The 16246-nt window shown below is 66.7% G+C and carries 20 protein-coding genes and 1 tRNA gene; 12 read left to right on the top strand and 9 right to left on the bottom strand.

Annotated features, from left to right (window positions below):
- The first annotated feature begins 146 nt into the window (after positions 1-146).
- On the top strand, positions 147-1391 hold the full coding sequence (locus NMQ11_RS13630) for a helix-turn-helix transcriptional regulator (RefSeq protein WP_255168996.1): 1245 nt from the start codon (positions 147-149) through the stop codon (positions 1389-1391).
- Positions 1392-1505: 114 nt separating this feature from the next.
- Here NMQ11_RS13630 and NMQ11_RS13625 read toward each other — a convergent pair whose 3' ends face one another.
- Positions 1506-2501 (bottom strand): radical SAM protein, encoded by a 996-nt coding sequence (locus NMQ11_RS13625; protein ID WP_255168995.1) that lies wholly within the window; start codon positions 2499-2501, stop codon positions 1506-1508.
- A gap of 159 nt (positions 2502-2660) precedes the next feature.
- Here NMQ11_RS13625 and NMQ11_RS13620 point away from each other — a divergent pair, with 159 nt between their 5' ends.
- Positions 2661-3317: a DUF6517 family protein gene (locus NMQ11_RS13620; protein ID WP_255168994.1), complete on the top strand. Its 657-nt coding sequence runs from the start codon at positions 2661-2663 to the stop codon at positions 3315-3317.
- 4 nt (positions 3318-3321) lie between these two features.
- Here NMQ11_RS13620 and NMQ11_RS13615 read toward each other — a convergent pair whose 3' ends face one another.
- Positions 3322-3912, bottom strand: coding sequence for a cysteine hydrolase family protein (locus NMQ11_RS13615; protein WP_255168993.1), 591 nt, complete (start codon positions 3910-3912; stop codon positions 3322-3324).
- A 98-nt stretch (positions 3913-4010) separates the two neighbouring features.
- Between NMQ11_RS13615 and NMQ11_RS13610 the strand changes: the two genes are divergently transcribed.
- Complete coding sequence (locus NMQ11_RS13610; protein WP_255168992.1) at positions 4011-5111, top strand: DUF373 family protein; 1101 nt, start codon at positions 4011-4013, stop codon at positions 5109-5111.
- Positions 5112-5202: 91 nt separating this feature from the next.
- Here the strand turns inward: NMQ11_RS13610 and NMQ11_RS13605 are convergent, their stop codons facing one another.
- Complete coding sequence (locus NMQ11_RS13605; RefSeq protein WP_255168991.1) at positions 5203-6045, bottom strand: polyprenyl synthetase family protein; 843 nt, start codon at positions 6043-6045, stop codon at positions 5203-5205.
- Positions 6046-6123: 78 nt separating this feature from the next.
- The gene (locus NMQ11_RS13600) at positions 6124-6345 is read right to left on the bottom strand and encodes a hypothetical protein (protein WP_255168990.1); all 222 of its coding nucleotides are present in this window, start codon (positions 6343-6345) and stop codon (positions 6124-6126) included.
- A gap of 108 nt (positions 6346-6453) precedes the next feature.
- On the opposite strand from NMQ11_RS13600, the gene NMQ11_RS13595 reads away from it, so the two are divergent.
- Positions 6454-6678, top strand: a complete 225-nt coding sequence (locus NMQ11_RS13595; protein WP_255168989.1) for a hypothetical protein — start codon at positions 6454-6456, stop codon at positions 6676-6678.
- A gap of 148 nt (positions 6679-6826) precedes the next feature.
- Here the strand turns inward: NMQ11_RS13595 and NMQ11_RS13590 are convergent, their stop codons facing one another.
- Entirely contained in the window at positions 6827-7780 is a 954-nt protein-coding gene (locus tag NMQ11_RS13590; protein ID WP_255168988.1) for an electron transfer flavoprotein subunit alpha/FixB family protein, read from the bottom strand.
- Positions 7777-8562 carry an electron transfer flavoprotein subunit beta/FixA family protein gene (locus NMQ11_RS13585; RefSeq protein WP_255168987.1) on the bottom strand — a complete coding sequence of 262 codons (786 nt, stop codon included), beginning with the start codon at positions 8560-8562 and terminating at the stop codon, positions 7777-7779. The genes NMQ11_RS13590 and NMQ11_RS13585 overlap by 4 nt, the downstream gene beginning before the upstream one ends.
- Positions 8563-8804: 242 nt before the next feature.
- Between NMQ11_RS13585 and NMQ11_RS13580 the strand changes: the two genes are divergently transcribed.
- The 4 genes from NMQ11_RS13580 to NMQ11_RS13565 all read left to right on the top strand — a co-directional run bounded on the left by NMQ11_RS13580 (position 8805) and on the right by NMQ11_RS13565 (position 11291).
- Complete coding sequence (locus NMQ11_RS13580; protein WP_255168986.1) at positions 8805-9269, top strand: TRAM domain-containing protein; 465 nt, start codon at positions 8805-8807, stop codon at positions 9267-9269.
- A 124-nt stretch (positions 9270-9393) separates the two neighbouring features.
- A complete protein-coding gene (locus NMQ11_RS13575; protein ID WP_255168985.1) occupies positions 9394-9852 on the top strand; it encodes a Tfx family DNA-binding protein in 459 nt (152 codons plus the stop codon).
- 94 nt (positions 9853-9946) lie between these two features.
- On the top strand, positions 9947-10738 hold the full coding sequence (locus tag NMQ11_RS13570; protein WP_255168984.1) for an SDR family oxidoreductase: 792 nt from the start codon (positions 9947-9949) through the stop codon (positions 10736-10738).
- Positions 10739-10778: 40 nt separating this feature from the next.
- Complete coding sequence (locus tag NMQ11_RS13565; protein WP_255168983.1) at positions 10779-11291, top strand: DUF8215 family protein; 513 nt, start codon at positions 10779-10781, stop codon at positions 11289-11291.
- Positions 11292-11309: 18 nt separating this feature from the next.
- Here NMQ11_RS13565 and NMQ11_RS13560 read toward each other — a convergent pair whose 3' ends face one another.
- Complete coding sequence (locus NMQ11_RS13560; protein ID WP_255168982.1) at positions 11310-11621, bottom strand: DUF7091 family protein; 312 nt, start codon at positions 11619-11621, stop codon at positions 11310-11312.
- Positions 11622-11829: 208 nt separating this feature from the next.
- On the opposite strand from NMQ11_RS13560, the gene NMQ11_RS13555 reads away from it, so the two are divergent.
- From NMQ11_RS13555 to NMQ11_RS13545, 3 genes are all read left to right on the top strand, one after another.
- Positions 11830-12759 carry a replication factor A gene (locus NMQ11_RS13555; RefSeq protein WP_255168981.1) on the top strand — a complete coding sequence of 310 codons (930 nt, stop codon included), beginning with the start codon at positions 11830-11832 and terminating at the stop codon, positions 12757-12759.
- 1 nt (position 12760) lies between these two features.
- Positions 12761-13387, top strand: a complete 627-nt coding sequence (locus NMQ11_RS13550; RefSeq protein WP_255168980.1) for an RPA family protein — start codon at positions 12761-12763, stop codon at positions 13385-13387.
- A 139-nt stretch (positions 13388-13526) separates the two neighbouring features.
- Positions 13527-13928, top strand: coding sequence for a DUF8146 domain-containing protein (locus tag NMQ11_RS13545; RefSeq protein WP_255170899.1), 402 nt, complete (start codon positions 13527-13529; stop codon positions 13926-13928).
- Position 13929: 1 nt separating this feature from the next.
- Here NMQ11_RS13545 and NMQ11_RS13540 read toward each other — a convergent pair whose 3' ends face one another.
- The gene (locus NMQ11_RS13540; protein WP_255168979.1) at positions 13930-14385 is read right to left on the bottom strand and encodes a DUF5814 domain-containing protein; all 456 of its coding nucleotides are present in this window, start codon (positions 14383-14385) and stop codon (positions 13930-13932) included.
- Positions 14386-14562: 177 nt separating this feature from the next.
- Between NMQ11_RS13540 and NMQ11_RS13535 the strand changes: the two genes are divergently transcribed.
- Positions 14563-14635: transfer RNA gene (locus tag NMQ11_RS13535), tRNA-His, on the top strand.
- 267 nt (positions 14636-14902) lie between these two features.
- Here NMQ11_RS13535 and NMQ11_RS13530 read toward each other — a convergent pair.
- Entirely contained in the window at positions 14903-16174 is a 1272-nt protein-coding gene (locus NMQ11_RS13530; RefSeq protein ID WP_255168978.1) for a CBS domain-containing protein, read from the bottom strand.
- Positions 16175-16246: the final 72 nt, after the last annotated feature.

Here is a 16246-nt window from a genome sequence, read left to right as displayed (position 1 = left end):
GACCTCCAAGTACAAAAACTGGTCGGCCTGTGTTACAGTCGTTTTCTGCGGGCCTGACACTCTTTTAGAGCGTTTATAGACTACTGTAACGTTTTATTTTCGGATGGAAAGGGTTTTTTCCCTCCAGTGTCCACCCGTTGATACGCATGCGGTTTTCCACCGCTCTTACGCTCGCCCTTACCGCCCTCCTCGTGACATCTTCCTTCGGGGTCGTAGCCGCGGCGCCGCCGGCATCGACCGACACCGACGACCGCGTCTCCGCGCAGTTCGCCGTCGGCGCCGACGGCTCGCTTTCGGACGCCGAGCCGCGTCAGGTCATCCGCATCAGTATCGACGGCGACGGCAACGCCCAGTGGGCGATCGAGAGCCGGTTCCTCCTCGAGGACCAGGACGACGTCGACGCGTTCTCGGCGTACGCCGACGCCGTCGCAGCCGGCGATCGGGACGTCGAGTACGATCTCGCGGCGTTCGAGCGCGCCCTGGCCGACGCCGAAGCGAAAACAGATCGGGGGATGAACATCACGAACGACGGCTGGGACGAGCCGCGGATCGAACGCGACAACGGAAGCGAGGTGCCGGCGGAGATCGACGCCGAGGAGGTCGCCGACAACGAGTCCGAAACGGGCGTCGGCGTCGTTTCGTACTCCTTCACGTGGACGAACTTCGCCGAGGTCGACGGCAGCCAGATACACGTCGGCGATGCGTTCCAGACCGAGAACGGCCCCTGGTTTCCCGGACTGACCGCCGGCCAGCAGCTCATCATCGAGTCGCCGCCGAACTACGGCTTCGATAGCTTTCCGCCCGTGAGCACGACCGACGACGGCTCGCTCGTCTGGAACGGCCCCCACGAGTTCTCCGAGAACGAACTCGAGATCGTCTACCTCCGCGGTGCGAACGAGGGACCGCCGGAGCCGCCGAACGACGACGACGGGTTCCTCAGTTCCCAGGTCGCGACCATCGGCGGACTCGGTCTGCTCGTCGTCCTCGTCGCCGCCGTCGTGCTCCTGCGACGAACGCCGATACTGGACGACGAGTCGGAGTCGACGGCGGCCGAGCGGGACGACCCACCGGAAGCGAGCCAACCGGCGGATCCGATCGACGACGAACCGTCGGCCAGCGCCGCCGACTCTGCGACGACGGTCGCCTTCGAAGAGCCCGACGACGAGGTCGACCTCGATCTCCTGAGCGACGAGGAACGCGTCACCCGCCTGCTCCGCGAGAACGGCGGCAGGATGAAGCAGGCCTCGATCGTCAAGGAGACGGGCTGGTCGAACGCGAAGGTCTCGCAACTGCTCTCGAAGATGGACGACGACGGCGAGATCGAGAAGCTCCGCATCGGCCGGGAGAATCTCATCACGCTTCCCGACGCCGATCCGACCGAGATCGAGTAGCCTCCGTCTCGGTCTCACCCGCCGGTCGTCCACCACCGCGTCGCGACCGTTTTTCTCGCCGGACTCGTCTCGACCCTCGAGAAACGCCCGCGAACCCGCCCGTTCTCCGGTCGCCTACGCCAGCGGCGTCCGCTCGACGACCTGACCGTCGTAGGTCGGATACTGTTCGACGATCTCGCCGTCCTCGAGGTCGCCCTCCTCGATCATTTCCTCGAGGAGCCACCAGGCGACCTCGACGTGGTTCGCCTTGACGGTGTAGAACTCCTCGGGAACGCCGAGGGTCTCGAACGTCGTCGGATCGGCGTACGTCTTGCCGTAGACGAGGGTGCCGTCGTCGGTGACGTCGTCGAACTCCCGGCGGACGTTGCGCGCGATCCGTTTGAGCCGGCGGCGGTGCTGGGCGGCGTCTTTGAACACGGAGGTACAGAAGTAGACTCTGGGGTGGTCGCCCATCACTTCGAGGATGCCGTCGCGGTCGTTGTCGACGGCGCTCATGTGGCCCTCCTTGAGTTCGAACCCCTCCGCTTGCATCCGGCGGTAGTTCCCCTGGGACATCTCGAACTCGTTGACGTTACAGAAGTCGGCTGCGCCCTCGTCGAGGAACTCGAGGAACTCCTCTTCGGCGCGGATGCCGGGGATCTCGAACGCCGGCGTCAGTCCTTCCTCGCGGGCGACGTACAGGATCTCCTCCCACTCGGTGCCGTGCATCTCGCCCCACAGTTCGAGGGGCGGGTGGAAGCGAATCTCGTCTAAGCCGGCCTCCGAGAGCCGGCGCATGTTCTCGCGGCCGCCCGTAATGCCGGTGTAGAGGTGGGTGTGGTGTTCGGCACCGAACTCGTCTTTCAGAAGCTCGAGGTAGTGACAGGTTCGCTCGAGCGCCTCCTGGGGTTCGCCGCCCGTGATCGACGTTCCGAGGGCGTCCATCCGGTGGGCCTCCTCGAGGACGTCCGCGTCGGACTCGACCCGCCGTTCGTTGGCGTAGACGTCGGTGACGTTCTTGCGGTTCTCGCCAAGCGGGCAGTAGAAGCAGTCGCGCTGGTCGCAGTAGCCGTAGACGAACAGCACCATCTTGCCGCCTTTCGCACACTGCTCACAGCCCTTCGAGATCATTCAGTACACCCGGTTATCGGTCAGCGCCCAAAAACTGCACGAATCCGCCCGTGACTCTCACTGCGGCGACCGACCCGTTCTCGGGCCCTCTGGGGATCGACTGACTATTTAATTATACTGTCCGAAAGAGTTACCCCTCCGTATCGCCACTCGAGGGTGATGACCTACAGCCGTCGACAGCTGCTCGCCGCGGGCTCCGTGACGCTGGCGGGAGCCCTTTCGGGCTGTCTCGACGCCGTCGCCGCCGGCTCCGTCGAGTTCGCCTCGACGCCGGCGCGGGTTTCGGCCGACGCACTCGAGTCGAGCGGGTTCTCTGAGGACCGCATCGACGAGGAGGTGGTCGTCGAGTCGGTCTCCGCGCTCGGGGTGAGCCGCGAGGTTCGCGTCACGAACTGGGTCAGCGAGTACACCCGGTCGCTCTCGCTTCTGGGGACGACCGTCGCCGACCTCGCCGTCTTCGCCGCGATCACGACCCCGCAGGTGCGCGTCCTCGGCAGGGAGTTCAACTACGTCTCGGAGTTCTCGAGCGCCGACCTCGCCGCCGAGATCCAGCACCGGTACGACGACGTCCGAAACGTCGAGCAGGAGGACGAGTACTCGCTGTCGATCCTCGATTCGGAGGCGACGGTCGGCCGCTTTCGCGCCGACGCCGAGTTCCTCTCGACGGGCCAGACGCTCGAGGTCGACCTCCACGTCACCGACCCGATCGAACACGACGAGGAGTACGTCGCCTGCATCGGCGTCTACCCGCGACGGGTCTCCGGCGGCGACGACCGAATCGCGACCCTGATGGAAGGCGTCGCGTTCGACGAGTGAGCGGTCACTCGAGGGCCGCCGCCTCGAGCACCGGGGCCGTCTCGAGCACCGTCGCGAACTCCCCGTGGAGGTGCGCCAGCGCGAGGTCGTGGCTCGTCTCGGCGTCGTAGCGGGTGCCGTCGGGGCCCTCCCGGTCGAACGTCGCCGTCGCGTCGCCCACGAGTACCACCTCGAAGCCGCGGTTCTCGGCCATTCGCGTCGTCGTCGAGACGCAGTGGTCGGTCGTGAACCCGCAGAGAACCAGCGTCTTCGCCCCGCGGTCGTGGAGCCACGACTCGAGGTTCGTGCCGACGAACGCGCCGTTTACCTCCTTCTCGACCACGCGCTCGCCCGCTTCGGGTTCGGCCTCGGGTTTGAACGCGTTGCCGGGGGCGTCGGGTCGCAGCGGGGAGTCCGGTTCGGTCGAACGGTGTTTCACGTGGACGACCGGCCTCCCCGTTTCGCGCCAGGTCGCCAGCAGGTCGGCGATCCGCGCTTCGGCGCCGGGGTTGTTGCGCTCGCCCCAGACGGGATCGTCGAAGCCGGTCTGGACGTCGATAGGCACCAGCGCGGCGGTTTCCGAGAGTGACTCCGCCGGCGCGGGATCGGGGTTCATACGTACACCTGCGCCTCGAGAGCGTTGAACGCTTCGTCCCGCCTCGATACTCCGCCCTCCCAGAAAAGGCATATACCGCGGTGACTAACGTTCTGGCGATGCTGCTGGTCCTCTGTGTCGATCTCGACGACGACCTCGGCCGCAAGACCGGCTTCTCGACGCCGGTGATCGGCCGCGCTCCCGTCGAGGAGGCCGCCGTCGCGCTCGCGACCGCCGACCCCGAGGACAGCGACGTGAACGTCATCTTCCAGGGGCTGCACGTCTACGACGACCTGGCGAGTCGGGGCGAGAGCGTCGAGGTCGCGGTCGTCACCGGTAACGAAGAGGGTGAGGTTCAGGCGAACCGTGAGGTCGGCGACGAGGTCGACACCGTCCTGGCGAGTCTCTCGACCGGCGAGGACGTCACCGCGCTGGTGATCACCGACGGCGCACAGGACGAGTCCGTCGTGCCGATTATTCGCTCGCGGGTCCCCATCGACGGCGTCCGGCGGGTCGTCGTCCGGCAGTCCCAGAACCTGGAGTCGATGTACTACACGATCAAGCAAGTGCTCGACGACCCCGAGACGCGGGGAACGATCCTGATCCCGCTCGGAATCGTGCTGCTCATCTATCCGCTCGCCCTGATCGGCACCCTCCTCGACTATCCGGGCATTGTCATCGGCGGCACCTCGGCCCTGCTCGGACTGTATTTTATCTCGCGCGGACTGGGACTCGGCGAGCGCCTCGACGACGCCGTCGACCGCGGGCGGCGGGTGCTGTACGCCGGTCGGACGACGCTGCTCGCGTACGTCGTCGCCGCCGCGCTGCTCGTCCTCGGCGGCGTCAGCGGGATCAACGAACTCGAGGCGCTCCAGGCGTCGACGACCGGCGACGTCGGCATCCCGATGGTGCTCGCCGCGCTCGTCTACGGCTCGATCCAGTGGTTCGCCGCCGCCGGCGTCACCACCAGCCTGGGACAGATCACCGACGAGTACATCGCGGGCAGCCTCGAGTGGCGCTACCTCAACGCGCCGTTCTACGTGATCGCCATCGCGGTCGTCCTCCACGCCGTCAGCGCCTTCTTCTTAGACGAGGTCGGCATCGCCTACCTCGCGACCGCGCTGACGGCGGGAACGCTGCTCGGTATCGCGAGCACGCTCGCGTTCGCAGTTGCCGAGGACCGGTTTTCCGAGACCGGACGCCGCGCCGACAGCGCCTGAGACGGTCTGCTGTACCGGTTTACCGGCGCAACCGCGAACCGTCTTGCGGCTGCCCGTCAATGACGTCCAGTAGTCCGTATGAGACCGCGCGTCAGGTTTCGCGCTCGACGACGAACTCCGCGAGCTCGAGCAGGTAGTCTCGCGCGTCGGTGTCGGTGACGTCGACGGTCTCGAGGGCGTCGATCGCGTGGTCGGCTTCCTCCCGGGCGCGTCGGTTCGCTTCCCGTGGCGTGAGATCCGTGACCTGAACGACCGAGGGGCGTTCCATCTCGGCGTCGTGGCCGGCGGGCTTGCCGAGGTCGGCGGCGTCGGCGGTCGCGTCGAGGACGTCGTCTCTGATCTGGAAGGCGACGCCGACGCGCTCGGCGTACTCCCCGAGGGCCTCGACCGTGAAGGGGTCGGAGTCGGCGGCGATCGCGCCGAGTTCGGCCGCGGCGCGGAACAGCGCGCCGGTCTTTCGCCGGGCGAGCAGCATGTACTCCGTTTCGTTCTCCGGCTGGGCTGTGAGTTCGGTCGCCTCCCCGACGCCGAGTTCGACCATCGCCTCAGCGACCACCTGCGTCGCCTTCGGGTCCGCAGAGAAGAGCGCGAACGCCTCCCCCAGCAGGCCGTCGCTCGTGACGATCGCCGGCCCGTACCCGTACTCCGCCCACGCGCTCGCCGTTCCGCGGCGCAGCTCCGAGCGGTCGATGATGTCGTCGACGACGAGCGAGGCGCTGTGGACGAGTTCGATGCCGACGCCGAAGTCAACGGCGTCCTCGGCCTTGCCGCCGACGGTTTCACACGCGAGTACCGTCACCGTCGGCCTGACGCGCTTGCCGCCCGACAGCGCGACGTGGCGGACCTCCTCGCTCAGCGTCTCGGGCTCGACGCCGTCGACGACCTCGACGAGGCGTTCCTCGAGTAGCGCCCGACGGCGCTCGAGCAGTTCCATTACCCCGGTTTGGGATGGCCCGAAAAAGTAGCTGACGATCCGCCCACCGCGGACGCAGCCTCGAGAGCCACCTCGGATTCAGTCGGATTCGGTCTGTCCGTGATCCGGCTGGAACTTCGTGAACAGCGGCCACGCCAGCCCCATCAGCACGGTAAAGAGCACGATGAACACGACCCCCGTCCCCCCGGTCGGGAGCCCGAGCCAGTGGAGCGTCGCCGTCCCACCGACGGCGAGGGCGACGACGCCGACCGCCACCAGCTGGACCTTCTCGAACCCGTGCGTCGGGTTTGCGGGGAACATTGACAGGTTTCCGGTCTGTCACGGTGGGATAAATATCTTCTCCCGTTCACCTGTGTAACTTTTCTATATCTCACAAGATACTTATCACTGCGTGACGACGGCGGTGTCATGTACGGCGACTCGAACGCCACCGGCGGCTACGGCGACGCGCAGGCGCTGCTCGTCGTCATCGTCGCGCTGGCGATCGCCGGAACCGCCGGCCTGTACGCACTCGGGTTGCGGGGGTCGCTGGTCGGCGTCTCCTTCGTCGCGCTCCTGGTCGGGCTGACCGCTCTCGCGTGGCCGCTGTTCGGACGCACCTATCCACACCGCGAGGGGGACGCCGAGACGTAGCACTCGTCGGATCGATTTTCCCGTTTCCGGCCGTTCGGTCGAATCCCGCAGGTGCGCTGCCGTCTCGTGCGAGTGCGCGGCGCTTCGATCACTGCACGCGACAGCAGCCAGCTCGAAAAAGTACCGCGTGGACCCGGGAGCGGATCGCCTACTGGAACTGTTCGATCAGCGCCGGCACCACGTCGAAGAGGTCGTCGTGGATCGCGTAGTCCGCGATGTCCATGATCGGGGCGTTGGGGTCCGTGTTGATCGCGACGATCGTATCGGAGCCTTTCATCCCGGCGACGTGCTGGACGGCCCCGGAGATCCCGATGGCGATGTAGACGTCGGGCGTGACGACCTTCCCGGACTGGCCGACCTGACGGTTCTTCGGCAGCCAGCCGGCGTCGACGATCGGTCGCGAGGACGACACCGTCGCGTCGAGGGCGTCTGCGAGCTCCTCGATCAACTCGAGGTTCTCCTCCTCATCGATGCCGCGGCCGACGCTCACGAGGACGTCGGCCTCGCTGATGTCGACGTCGCCGCCGCCGACCTCCTCGAAGCCCGTAACGGTGGAGCCGATCGCGCTCTCGTCGATCTCGGCGTCGAACGCCTCGATCGCGGCGTCACCGGTCCCCTCGGCGACGGACCACTCGGCGCCGCGGATCGTCGCGACGGCCCTCCCCTCGAGTTCGGTGGTCGTCTCGACTTTGCCGCCGTACATCTCGCGGGTGGCGATCAGCGTCTCGCCGTCGGTCTCGAGGCCGACCGCGTCGGTGACGAGGGGCAGTCCGAGCCGGTTGGCGACGGCGGGGGCGTAGTCGAGGCCGTTGACGCTGTTGGGCGCCAGCAGGTACTGCGGCGAGACGGCGTCGTGGAGCTGGGTGATCGCCTGGACGTAGACGTCGTGGTTGAACTCCTCGCCGTGGGCGACGGTGTGGACGGCGTCGACGCCGGTGCGGTTGAGCTTCTCGGCGAACTCTTCGACGGGACCGCTGATGACGGCGACGTGGAGGTCGCCGCCGGTCTCGTCGGCCAGTTCGAGGCCGGCGGTGATGATCTCGTAGCTGACGTCGCGCAGTTCGCCGCGACGGTGGTCGGCGATCGCGAGGACGTCGCTCATGGAGCCACCCCCTTCTCGCGGAGGAGTTCGGCTAACGCCGCTGCGGTCTCGTCGGCGCCGCCCTCGAAGATCGTGACGTCGGTTTCGGTTTCGGGCTCGTACATGTCGGTGAGCGTGAGGTCGCCCTCGACGGCGCTCGAGTCGACGCCGAGGTCCGCGAGGGTGAGGTAATCGAGGTCCTTTCGCTGGGCCATCCGAATCCCGCGGAGGCTGGCGTAGCGGGGCTCGTTGATCCCCGTCTGGATCGTCAACACGGCCGGCAGGGAGACGTCGGTGAGCTCCTCGACGCCGCCCTCGAGTTCGCGGTGAACCGAGGCGGTGTCGCCGTCGAGGTCGAGGTCGTTGACGACGGCGGCCCACTGGAAGCCGATGGCGTCGGCCAGCGAGACGCCGGTGGCGCCCCAGCTGTCGTCGCCGGACTGGACGCCGGTGAGGACGAGGTCGGGCTCCTCCCGGTCGACGACGGCCTGGAGGATGTCGGTTTTCGCGCCGACGTCGAGGAGGGAAACGCCCTCGAGGTCGTCGTCCCAGACGCGCAGCGCGCGATCGGCACCCTTCGCGAGCGCCTGGCGGATGGTCTGTTCGCACTCTTCGGGTCCGATGGTGACGGTGACGACCTCGTCGGCGACGCCCGCTTCCTGGAGCTGGACGGCTTCCTCGATGGCGTAGTCGTCCCACTCGTTCAAGTCGGCGCCGAGGAACCGCTCGTCGATCTCGGTGCCGTCGATCTCGAACTCGTCTTCGACGGTCGCCACCTCTTTGACCGTAACGAGAATCTTCATCAGTGTCGATTGCGGTGTCCGTGCCGTAAACGTTTTCGAAACGCCGTGCGGAGTGTGTGCGGTTGATTCGGAGCGTCGACGGGCGGACCTGTCGACTGATGTATGACCCCTCCTCGGGTCACGGAGGGTGTTTTTCTCACGAACTGCCCGATACCCGGGAGGTGTCGGATCGGGCGACGGCCGGGATCACCCGTTCTCTCCAATACGCAAGCGGTTTAACGATTCCACGGGTAGTACTCCGTATGGCCGACTGTCCACTTGCCGACGACTGCCCGAGCTTTTCAGAGCGCATCTCCGGAATGGGGTGTCAACACTACGGCGACCGCGGGGGTAAGGAGTGGTGCAATCACTACAACCAGCCGATTCAGGACCTGAAGACCCAGCCGGTCAAGCCGGGCGAGGAGGTCGTCGTCGACGTCGTCGACATGCACGAAAGCGGTGCCGGCGTCGGCCGAACCGACGACGGCTTCGTCGTAATGGTCGACGGGATCTTGCCGGAGGCCCGCGCCCGCGTCGAGATCACCCGCGTCCACAGCAACCACGCCCGCGCGGAGGAACTCGAGCGACTGCCGCTCGAGCCCGACGAGGACGACGAAAAGGGACCTGACGAGGAGGAGCCGGGACTCGAGGAGCCCGACGACGAGGAGTCGGAGCGGGCGGCTCACCGGGAACGACTTGGCAGCCGCGAGAACTTCTGGGGCTCCTGAACGGCGGACGTGGACAGTCACCCGATTCGCCCTCTCTTTTCGGTTCGCTGGTTGGACCGCAGACGCTTTGACCCCGCCGCGGTCTACGGTACAGTATGAGTGTTCGTGAGACGGGGTGGCAGCCGTGATCGCCGACGTCGACGCGCTGCTCGAGGAAATCGGGTTCGATCCCGACGCGAGCGTGTTGACGCGCCGACAGGCGCAGGTGCTGGCGCTTCGCGAACGCGACGTCTCGCAGGCGGCGATCGCCGACGAGCTGGGGACCTCGCGGGCGAACGTCTCCTCGATCGAGGGAAGCGCCCGCGACAACCTCGCGAAGGCGCGCGAGACGGTCGCTTTCGCGGACGCGCTGCGCGCCCCGGTCAGGGTTCACGTTCCGGCCGGCACCGACCTCTACGACGTCCCACAGCAGGTGTACGACGCCTGCGACGAGGCGGGGGTCAAGGTCAGTCACACCGCCCCCGATCTGATGAAGGTCGTCAGCGACGCCGCGGGCGAGGCGGTGAGCGGCCGGCAAGTGGTCGAGGCGCTCGTCGTCGGCGTCACCACCGAGGGGACGGTTCGGGTCCGTCAGTCGGAGTGATCGCGGGTCGCCGACGCGCACGCTCCGTCGCGGCTTTCGACCCCGAGTTGCCCCGGTCCGTGTTCCTTTGTACGTCGCCGCCGTCGGTACCCCCATGTCGCTTCGACTGGAGGGAAACGCAGCACTCGTCACGGCGAGCTCGAGCGGCCTCGGACTCGCCAGCGCAGTCGTTCTCGCACGCGAAGGCGCGGACGTCGCCATCTGCGGGCGCGACGAAGACCGACTCGAGACCGCCCGCGAACGCGTCGAGCGGGAGGCGGCCGACGGCGCGGCCGTGCTGGCGCGTCAGACGGACCTCACCGATCCCGACGAGGTCGCCGACCTGGTCGCGACGACCGCCGAGGCGTTCGGCGGGATCGACCACCTCGTCACGAGCGCCGGCGGGCCGCCGAGTACGACCTTTCTCGAGACGAACGAGCGCGAGTGGTACCGGGCGTACGACCTGCTCGTGATGAGCGTCGTCTGGACGGTCGAGGAGGCCTACCCGCACCTCCTCGAGAGCGAGGAGGGGACGGTCGTCTGTATCACCTCGCGGACCGTCCAGGAGGTCGTCGACGGCCTGCTCCTCTCGAACTCGGTCCGCCGCGGCGTGATCGGCCTCGTCAAGACGATCTCGCGGGAGTTCGCCCCGGAGATCAGGGCCAACGCCGTGCTGCCGGGGACGATCGAGACGCCGCGGATCGAGGAGCTCATCGAGGCGCGGATCGACCGCGGCGAGTACGACGACTACGAGGACGGCCTCGCCCACCTGGCGAGCGACATCCCGATGGAGCGCATCGGCGACCCCGAAGAGCTCGGCGAGGTCGTCGCCTTCCTCTCGAGTCCGCGCTCGAGTTTCGTCACCGGCGCCGAGGTGCCGATCGACGGCGGACTCCTGCGGAGCTAGCGAGACCGGTACTTATGCCGTCGGGCTGCCAACTCGAGCCATGGAACGGCGGCCCGCACGAGATACCCGTCCCGCGACCAGCCGCCGGCGCGACGGCTGGTACGGCTACGGGAAGCGACTCTCCACCGAGAAACACCCGGTCGGCTGCGTGCTCCACGATACCGCACGCGTCTTCGGTGACGTCTCGTTCTCGATCCTCCCGATCCTGTTCGCCGTTTACGCCACCCAGGATACCCGCCCGTTCGGGGTCGTGACGACGGGGATGGTCGCGTGGTTCACCTTCGTGGCCGTCGCGGTCGCGATCCGGGGCGGCTGGATCGCGCCGCTCCGGACGGACGTCCGCGGCTGGGTGTCGCTGAAACTCTCGCTCGTCGCGTTCCGGCTCGTGTACTACAACCTCGCGCTCGCGTGTGGGGTCTTCGGCGGGGTCGCACTCGCGACCGAGGTCGGAACGCCGCCGCTGTCGCTCGCCGTTGGGGCGACCGTCTCGACTCTCGCTGCGCTCGCCTTCCCGCGACTGGCCGAGTCGTTCTACCACCGCTTCGTCTACTGAGCCCTCTCTCGGAACGGGCTACCAGGTCTCGATCCGCCCGTCGCGGACGTCCTCGACGCAGCCCTCGCAGTCGGGGTGGTCGGCCTCGTAACACGCGGGGCGATACTGCTCGTCCAGCTTCGCCGCCCGCTGTTCGGCGTAGCGCCGGCAGACGATCTTCGCCCGACCCGCGTGGTCCGTCGGCAGACGCTTGGCGTTCCGTGCGGAGGCGTACGCCTCGCGGGCCTCGTCGAGCTGGCCGTCGGTCGACCGGCGAAGCTCCTCGTACTGCTCGCCCGCCCGTCTGAGCTGTTTTCGGAGTGTGCGCTCGAGGCGACGCCGATCTGGCATGTTCTACACCCGCTTTCGACCGCGGGCCACATATGCCCGTCGCCCGCTCTTCACTTTCGCCGGTCGCCGATGCCCCGTCGAAATCGACAGACTGCGGCGACCGATCTCCGCCGTCGGTTCACTTTCACCCCGGTTGCGGCAGTTTAAATACGATCGGGAACGAACGAACGTGTGCCTCCCAGTGAAACCCAGGAGGAGGCGTGACACAATGAGCGACGTACGACAGCACGCGGACGACATACACGGCCAGTTTTCAGACCATCTCGACGTCTCGATCGACGACGTCGAGGAGCGCCTGCGGACCCTCGTCGACGAGTACAAAGTGCCGATCGACGAGGCCCGCCGCAGCGTCACGAACCACTACTTAGAGGAGGCGGGCTTAGAGCGCGAGGACATCGCCCGCGGCGGCAGCGAGGCGGCCCAGGTCGAGGAGATCGACGAACCCGAACAGTGGGTCGACCTCACCGCCAAGGTGATCGAGCTCTGGGAGCCCCGCAGCGACTCCATCGCGCAGGTGGGGCTGCTGGGCGATCCCACGGGAACGATCAAGTTCACCAAGTGGGCCAAATCCGACCTCCCGAGCCTCGAGGAAGGCGGCGTCTACGACCTCCGGAACGTCGTCACCGACGAGTACCAGGGGCGGTACTCGGTCAAGCTCAACTCGACGACGGTGATCGAGGAACTCGACGAGGAGATCGAGGTCGGCGACGACACGAGCGAGATCGAAGGCGCGCTCGTCGACATGCAAAGCGGCAGCGGCCTCATCAAGCGCTGTCCCAAGGAAGACTGCACACGCGTCCTCCAGAACGGCCGCTGCAGCGAACACGGCGAGGTCGAAGGCGAGTTCGACCTCCGGATCAAGGGCGTCGTCGACGACGGTATCGACGCCCACGAGGTCATCTTCGACGCCGAGGCGACCGAGGGGCTGACGGGAATCAGCCTCGAGGAGGCCAAGGACATGGCGATGGACGCCCTCGACACGACCGTCGTCGCGGACGAGATCCGCGACGCCGTCGTCGGTACCTACTACCGGATCGAGGGGCCGACGTTCGGCCGGTACGTGCTGGCCGACGAGGTCGAGGAGCTCCACGGGCCGGTGGATGCAGAGGAACTGCTGATCAAAGCGAGGTCGATGTAAGATGTCCCAGGCAGAACTCACGCGCGAAGTCGCCCGCCGCGTCTTCGCCTCCGAATTCAACGACGCGACGTACACCTTCAAAGAGAGCGACGACGAGCGCGCCCCCAACTACGCGCTCCTCCCGACCGGCGACCGCGCCAACCGCGTCTTCGTCGTCGGCACGCTGACCGAGACCGAGGACGTCGGCGACGAGAGCGAGTACTGGCGCGGCCGCGTCGTCGATCCGACGGGGACGTTCTTCGTCTACGCCGGGCAGTACCAGCCCGAAGCGGCCTCCGTCCTTCGAGACACGGAGCCGCCGGCGTACGTCGCCATCGTCGGCAAGCCGCGGACCTACGAGACCGACGACGGCACGGTCAACGTCTCCTTACGGCCGGAGTCGATCTCGGTCGTCGACGACGCGACCCGCGACCGGTGGGTCGTCGAGTGCGCCGAACGAACCCTCGACCGCGTCGAGGCGTTCGGCGAGTGGGAGGCCGAACAGGAGGCCCCCGAGAGCGGTTCGACGGCGCCGACCAACGAGTACGCCCAGATGGCCCGCGACCGGTACGACTCGCCGCCGGAGAACTACCGCCGCGACGTGATCCAGGCCCTCGAGAGCCTCGAGGACGCCGAAGCGACGGCCTGAGACCCCCCGTCGCGCTCCATTCCTGATTTTCGCCACGAGGAACCGCTTGTAGAGGCGCCCGATCGCCCGCACCGACGCTTCGATTCAGGGCCACCGTCTGACGAATTATTAAGTATCACGAACCCCGAGTGTGAGCGAGATGGGCAACAAGAACAAGACGATCTCCTTTCGGGTGAACGAGGACGCCTTCGAGGCGCTCCAGGAGATCGCCGAGGAGCGCGACATCTCGTTGTCCGCGGTGTTCCGGGACTACGTCGACCTGCTCGTCGAACACGACGGTCAGGTCGCCGTCGTTCCGGAGTCCGAACTCGGGGCGGGAGGCGACGACGGCGAGCCGACGTTTCCGCCCACGGTCGAGGTGCCGAAGAGTTTCGTCCGCGAGCACGAGCGCCTCGAACTCGAGGCCGAGCACCTCCGCGAGCAGGTCGAAGAGCACACGGCGTACGTCGCGGAGCTCCGCGAGCGACTCGATGCCGAGGACGAAACCGAGGAAGTGCTGTTACTCGACGACCTCGACGACGACGAGAGCGCCCACCGCTGAGCTACCGCGCGAGGTCCCGTTTGGTTTGTCGAATCCGCTCGCGGGTCTCGTCGGCTCCTTCGACGGCGGCCAGCCCCTCCGCGGCCTCGAGGGTCCGGACGCCGCTGTCGAGAAACGAGAGTACGTCGCCGGAGTAGGCGTACACCATGTAGTCGTCGCTCATCACGTCGACGATGGCGTCGGGGCCGAGCCCCTGGGCGCGCAGGTCGAGGAGGTAGCGAATGAACTTCCGTTCGGGACAGCCACAGTAGGGGTTGTTGTCGCAGGCGCAGTCGAGGAAGTCGCTCGCGAAGTCGAGCACCCGCTCCCGTGTGGCGTCGTCGAGCTTCTCGAGGCCCGCACCCTGAAAGAGCACGTCGAGGGTCGCGCCCTTGAACGCCCCTTTCGGGATGTTCGTCTCGAGCTGGGAGCTCAGTTGGCGGTGGTTCTTGACGTAGATTTTGTCGGTGATGGCCACGCGTTGACCGGTGGTACGGCCGCGGGTGTCAAAAGGCGTGCGGATGTGCGTCGGTGGTGCGGGTGTTCGGTTTCGAGCAATTTCGTGTCGGGCTGTCACGCGCTATGAGGCCACACGCTGGCGTCTCGAGTCGTAACGTATTTCAGGTACACGGCGATAGATACTGATGCTAACGTGTCCGGGTTGGGGTAGTGGACTATCCTTCAGCCTTGTGGAGGCTGAGACGCGGGTTCAATTCTCGCACCTGGACCTTCTGCGACGAACACCGCCGTGAGTCGCAGATGTACAACGTCGAGAATTGAATTAGGGAGCAGCTTCGCTGCGACCGTGGTTCAATTCTCGCACCTGGACCCCCTACAGCGAACAAACACGTGAGCCACAGGTGTCCAACAGAGAATTGAATTAGGGAGCAGCTTCGCTGCGACCGTGGTTCAATTCTCGTACCTGGACCGTCTATCGCGAGCGGCAAGTCACGAACTCGAGACCGAACAGAAGCCGGACGCACGCAGCGACAGATTCAGTTCGCACGGTAGGGCTGGCTCGAGTGGTCGATCGCGCCGCTCTGCTGGACGATGTTGAACGCGGTCATCACGTCGGTTCGCGAAATCAATCCGACGAGGTCGTCTTCGGGGTCGTCGTCCCAGCCTCGTTCCGCCGCGAGGTCGAACGTGTCCGGCGACGCGCCGGCCGTCGGCGAATCCCGGTCGGCGTCGTGGTGGGACCGTCCCGTTCCGTTGACGACCAGCAGTCGGCCGATGTCGTTTCGCTGCATCCGCTCGAGGGCGGTCATCGCGTCGGCGTCGGGGGTGATCGTCTCGAGGTCGGTCGTCATCACCTCCTCGACGGTGTAGGCGTCGCGTTCGACCGCGTCGATCGTTCGCGCGTCCGAGAGGGTGACCAGCCCGACGAGGCGACCGTCTTCGAGGACCGGGTAGCCGGTGTGGCGCTCGCTGAACATCCGCTGGACGAGGTCTGCGACGCTGGTGTCGGGACTGACGGTGTGGAGGTTCGACTCCGGCGTCATGATGTCCCGGACGGTGACGCCCTCGAAGGCGGCTTTCATCGTCACCTGCTGAGCCTCGCTCGAGGCGGCGATGTAGACGAAGAAGGCGACGCCAATGAGGATGATGTTGAACGCGACGAGCAGGCCGAACAGCCCCATCGCGATGGCGAACAGTTTGCCGATGCTCGCGGCCTGCTGGGTCGCCTGGGCGTAGGGCTGGCTTCGGGCGAGCAGCGCCCGGAGGATCCGGCCGCCGTCCATCGGGAATGCGGGCACCATGTTGAAGACCGCCAGTGCGACGTTGAGGACGGCGAGGTAACCCAGAACGAATCGCGCCCCGTCGAAACTCTCGGGGGTGAGCACGAACAGTCCGTAGGAGCCGATGCCGACGAGGACGCTGACGATCGGGCCGGCGATGGCGATGGTGAGTTCCTGGCGCCAGTCCTCGGGCATCTCCGAGAGGGCGGCGATCCCGCCGAACAGCCAGAGCGTGATCGAGTCGATCGGGAAGCCGTACCGCTGGGCGGTCAGCGAGTGCCCGAGTTCGTGGAAGACGACGCCGACGAACAGCCCGATCGCGGCGATCAGTCCGATCAGGTAGGGGAGCCACCACTCGGTGGTGAGCGCGTCGCCGTCGATGTTCGCCCCCATGGTCGCGTTGAGGAGATCGACGACCGGGCCGATCTGGACGCCGATGAGGTAGGCGAAAAGCGGTAACACCAGTAAGAACGTGAGATCGAGCTTGATCGGGATGTCGAAGAGCGACCCGATCTTGAAACTCTTCATGCCAGTCAGTACCGGGGGAACGGGCATAAGTACGGTGGCGACCGACGGCTCGAGACCCGTCGCCGGACTCCG

The sequence above is a fragment of the Natrononativus amylolyticus genome (assembly GCF_024362525.1).
Classification (GTDB): domain Archaea; phylum Halobacteriota; class Halobacteria; order Halobacteriales; family Natrialbaceae; genus Natrononativus; species Natrononativus amylolyticus.
Note: the sequence above shows the minus strand (reverse complement) of the source record. Positions and strands in the feature narration are given on the sequence as shown.

Bases quoted from the DNA above. Each gene is read 5' to 3' on its own strand.
- NMQ11_RS13630 (WP_255168996.1), top strand. From the start codon at position 147: ATGCGGTTTTCCACCGCTCTTACGCTCGCCCTTACCGCCCTCCTCGTG.
- NMQ11_RS13625 (WP_255168995.1), bottom strand. From the start codon at position 2,501: ATGATCTCGAAGGGCTGTGAGCAGTGTGCGAAAGGCGGCAAGATGGTG.
- NMQ11_RS13620 (WP_255168994.1), top strand. From the start codon at position 2,661: ATGACCTACAGCCGTCGACAGCTGCTCGCCGCGGGCTCCGTGACGCTG.
- NMQ11_RS13615 (WP_255168993.1), bottom strand. From the start codon at position 3,912: ATGAACCCCGATCCCGCGCCGGCGGAGTCACTCTCGGAAACCGCCGCG.
- NMQ11_RS13610 (WP_255168992.1), top strand. From the start codon at position 4,011: ATGCTGCTGGTCCTCTGTGTCGATCTCGACGACGACCTCGGCCGCAAG.
- NMQ11_RS13605 (WP_255168991.1), bottom strand. From the start codon at position 6,045: ATGGAACTGCTCGAGCGCCGTCGGGCGCTACTCGAGGAACGCCTCGTC.
- NMQ11_RS13600 (WP_255168990.1), bottom strand. From the start codon at position 6,345: ATGTTCCCCGCAAACCCGACGCACGGGTTCGAGAAGGTCCAGCTGGTG.
- NMQ11_RS13595 (WP_255168989.1), top strand. From the start codon at position 6,454: ATGTACGGCGACTCGAACGCCACCGGCGGCTACGGCGACGCGCAGGCG.
- NMQ11_RS13590 (WP_255168988.1), bottom strand. From the start codon at position 7,780: ATGAGCGACGTCCTCGCGATCGCCGACCACCGTCGCGGCGAACTGCGC.
- NMQ11_RS13585 (WP_255168987.1), bottom strand. From the start codon at position 8,562: ATGAAGATTCTCGTTACGGTCAAAGAGGTGGCGACCGTCGAAGACGAG.
- NMQ11_RS13580 (WP_255168986.1), top strand. From the start codon at position 8,805: ATGGCCGACTGTCCACTTGCCGACGACTGCCCGAGCTTTTCAGAGCGC.
- NMQ11_RS13570 (WP_255168984.1), top strand. From the start codon at position 9,947: ATGTCGCTTCGACTGGAGGGAAACGCAGCACTCGTCACGGCGAGCTCG.
- NMQ11_RS13565 (WP_255168983.1), top strand. From the start codon at position 10,779: ATGGAACGGCGGCCCGCACGAGATACCCGTCCCGCGACCAGCCGCCGG.
- NMQ11_RS13560 (WP_255168982.1), bottom strand. From the start codon at position 11,621: ATGCCAGATCGGCGTCGCCTCGAGCGCACACTCCGAAAACAGCTCAGA.
- NMQ11_RS13555 (WP_255168981.1), top strand. From the start codon at position 11,830: ATGAGCGACGTACGACAGCACGCGGACGACATACACGGCCAGTTTTCA.
- NMQ11_RS13550 (WP_255168980.1), top strand. From the start codon at position 12,761: ATGTCCCAGGCAGAACTCACGCGCGAAGTCGCCCGCCGCGTCTTCGCC.
- NMQ11_RS13545 (WP_255170899.1), top strand. From the start codon at position 13,527: ATGGGCAACAAGAACAAGACGATCTCCTTTCGGGTGAACGAGGACGCC.
- NMQ11_RS13530 (WP_255168978.1), bottom strand. From the start codon at position 16,174: ATGAAGAGTTTCAAGATCGGGTCGCTCTTCGACATCCCGATCAAGCTC.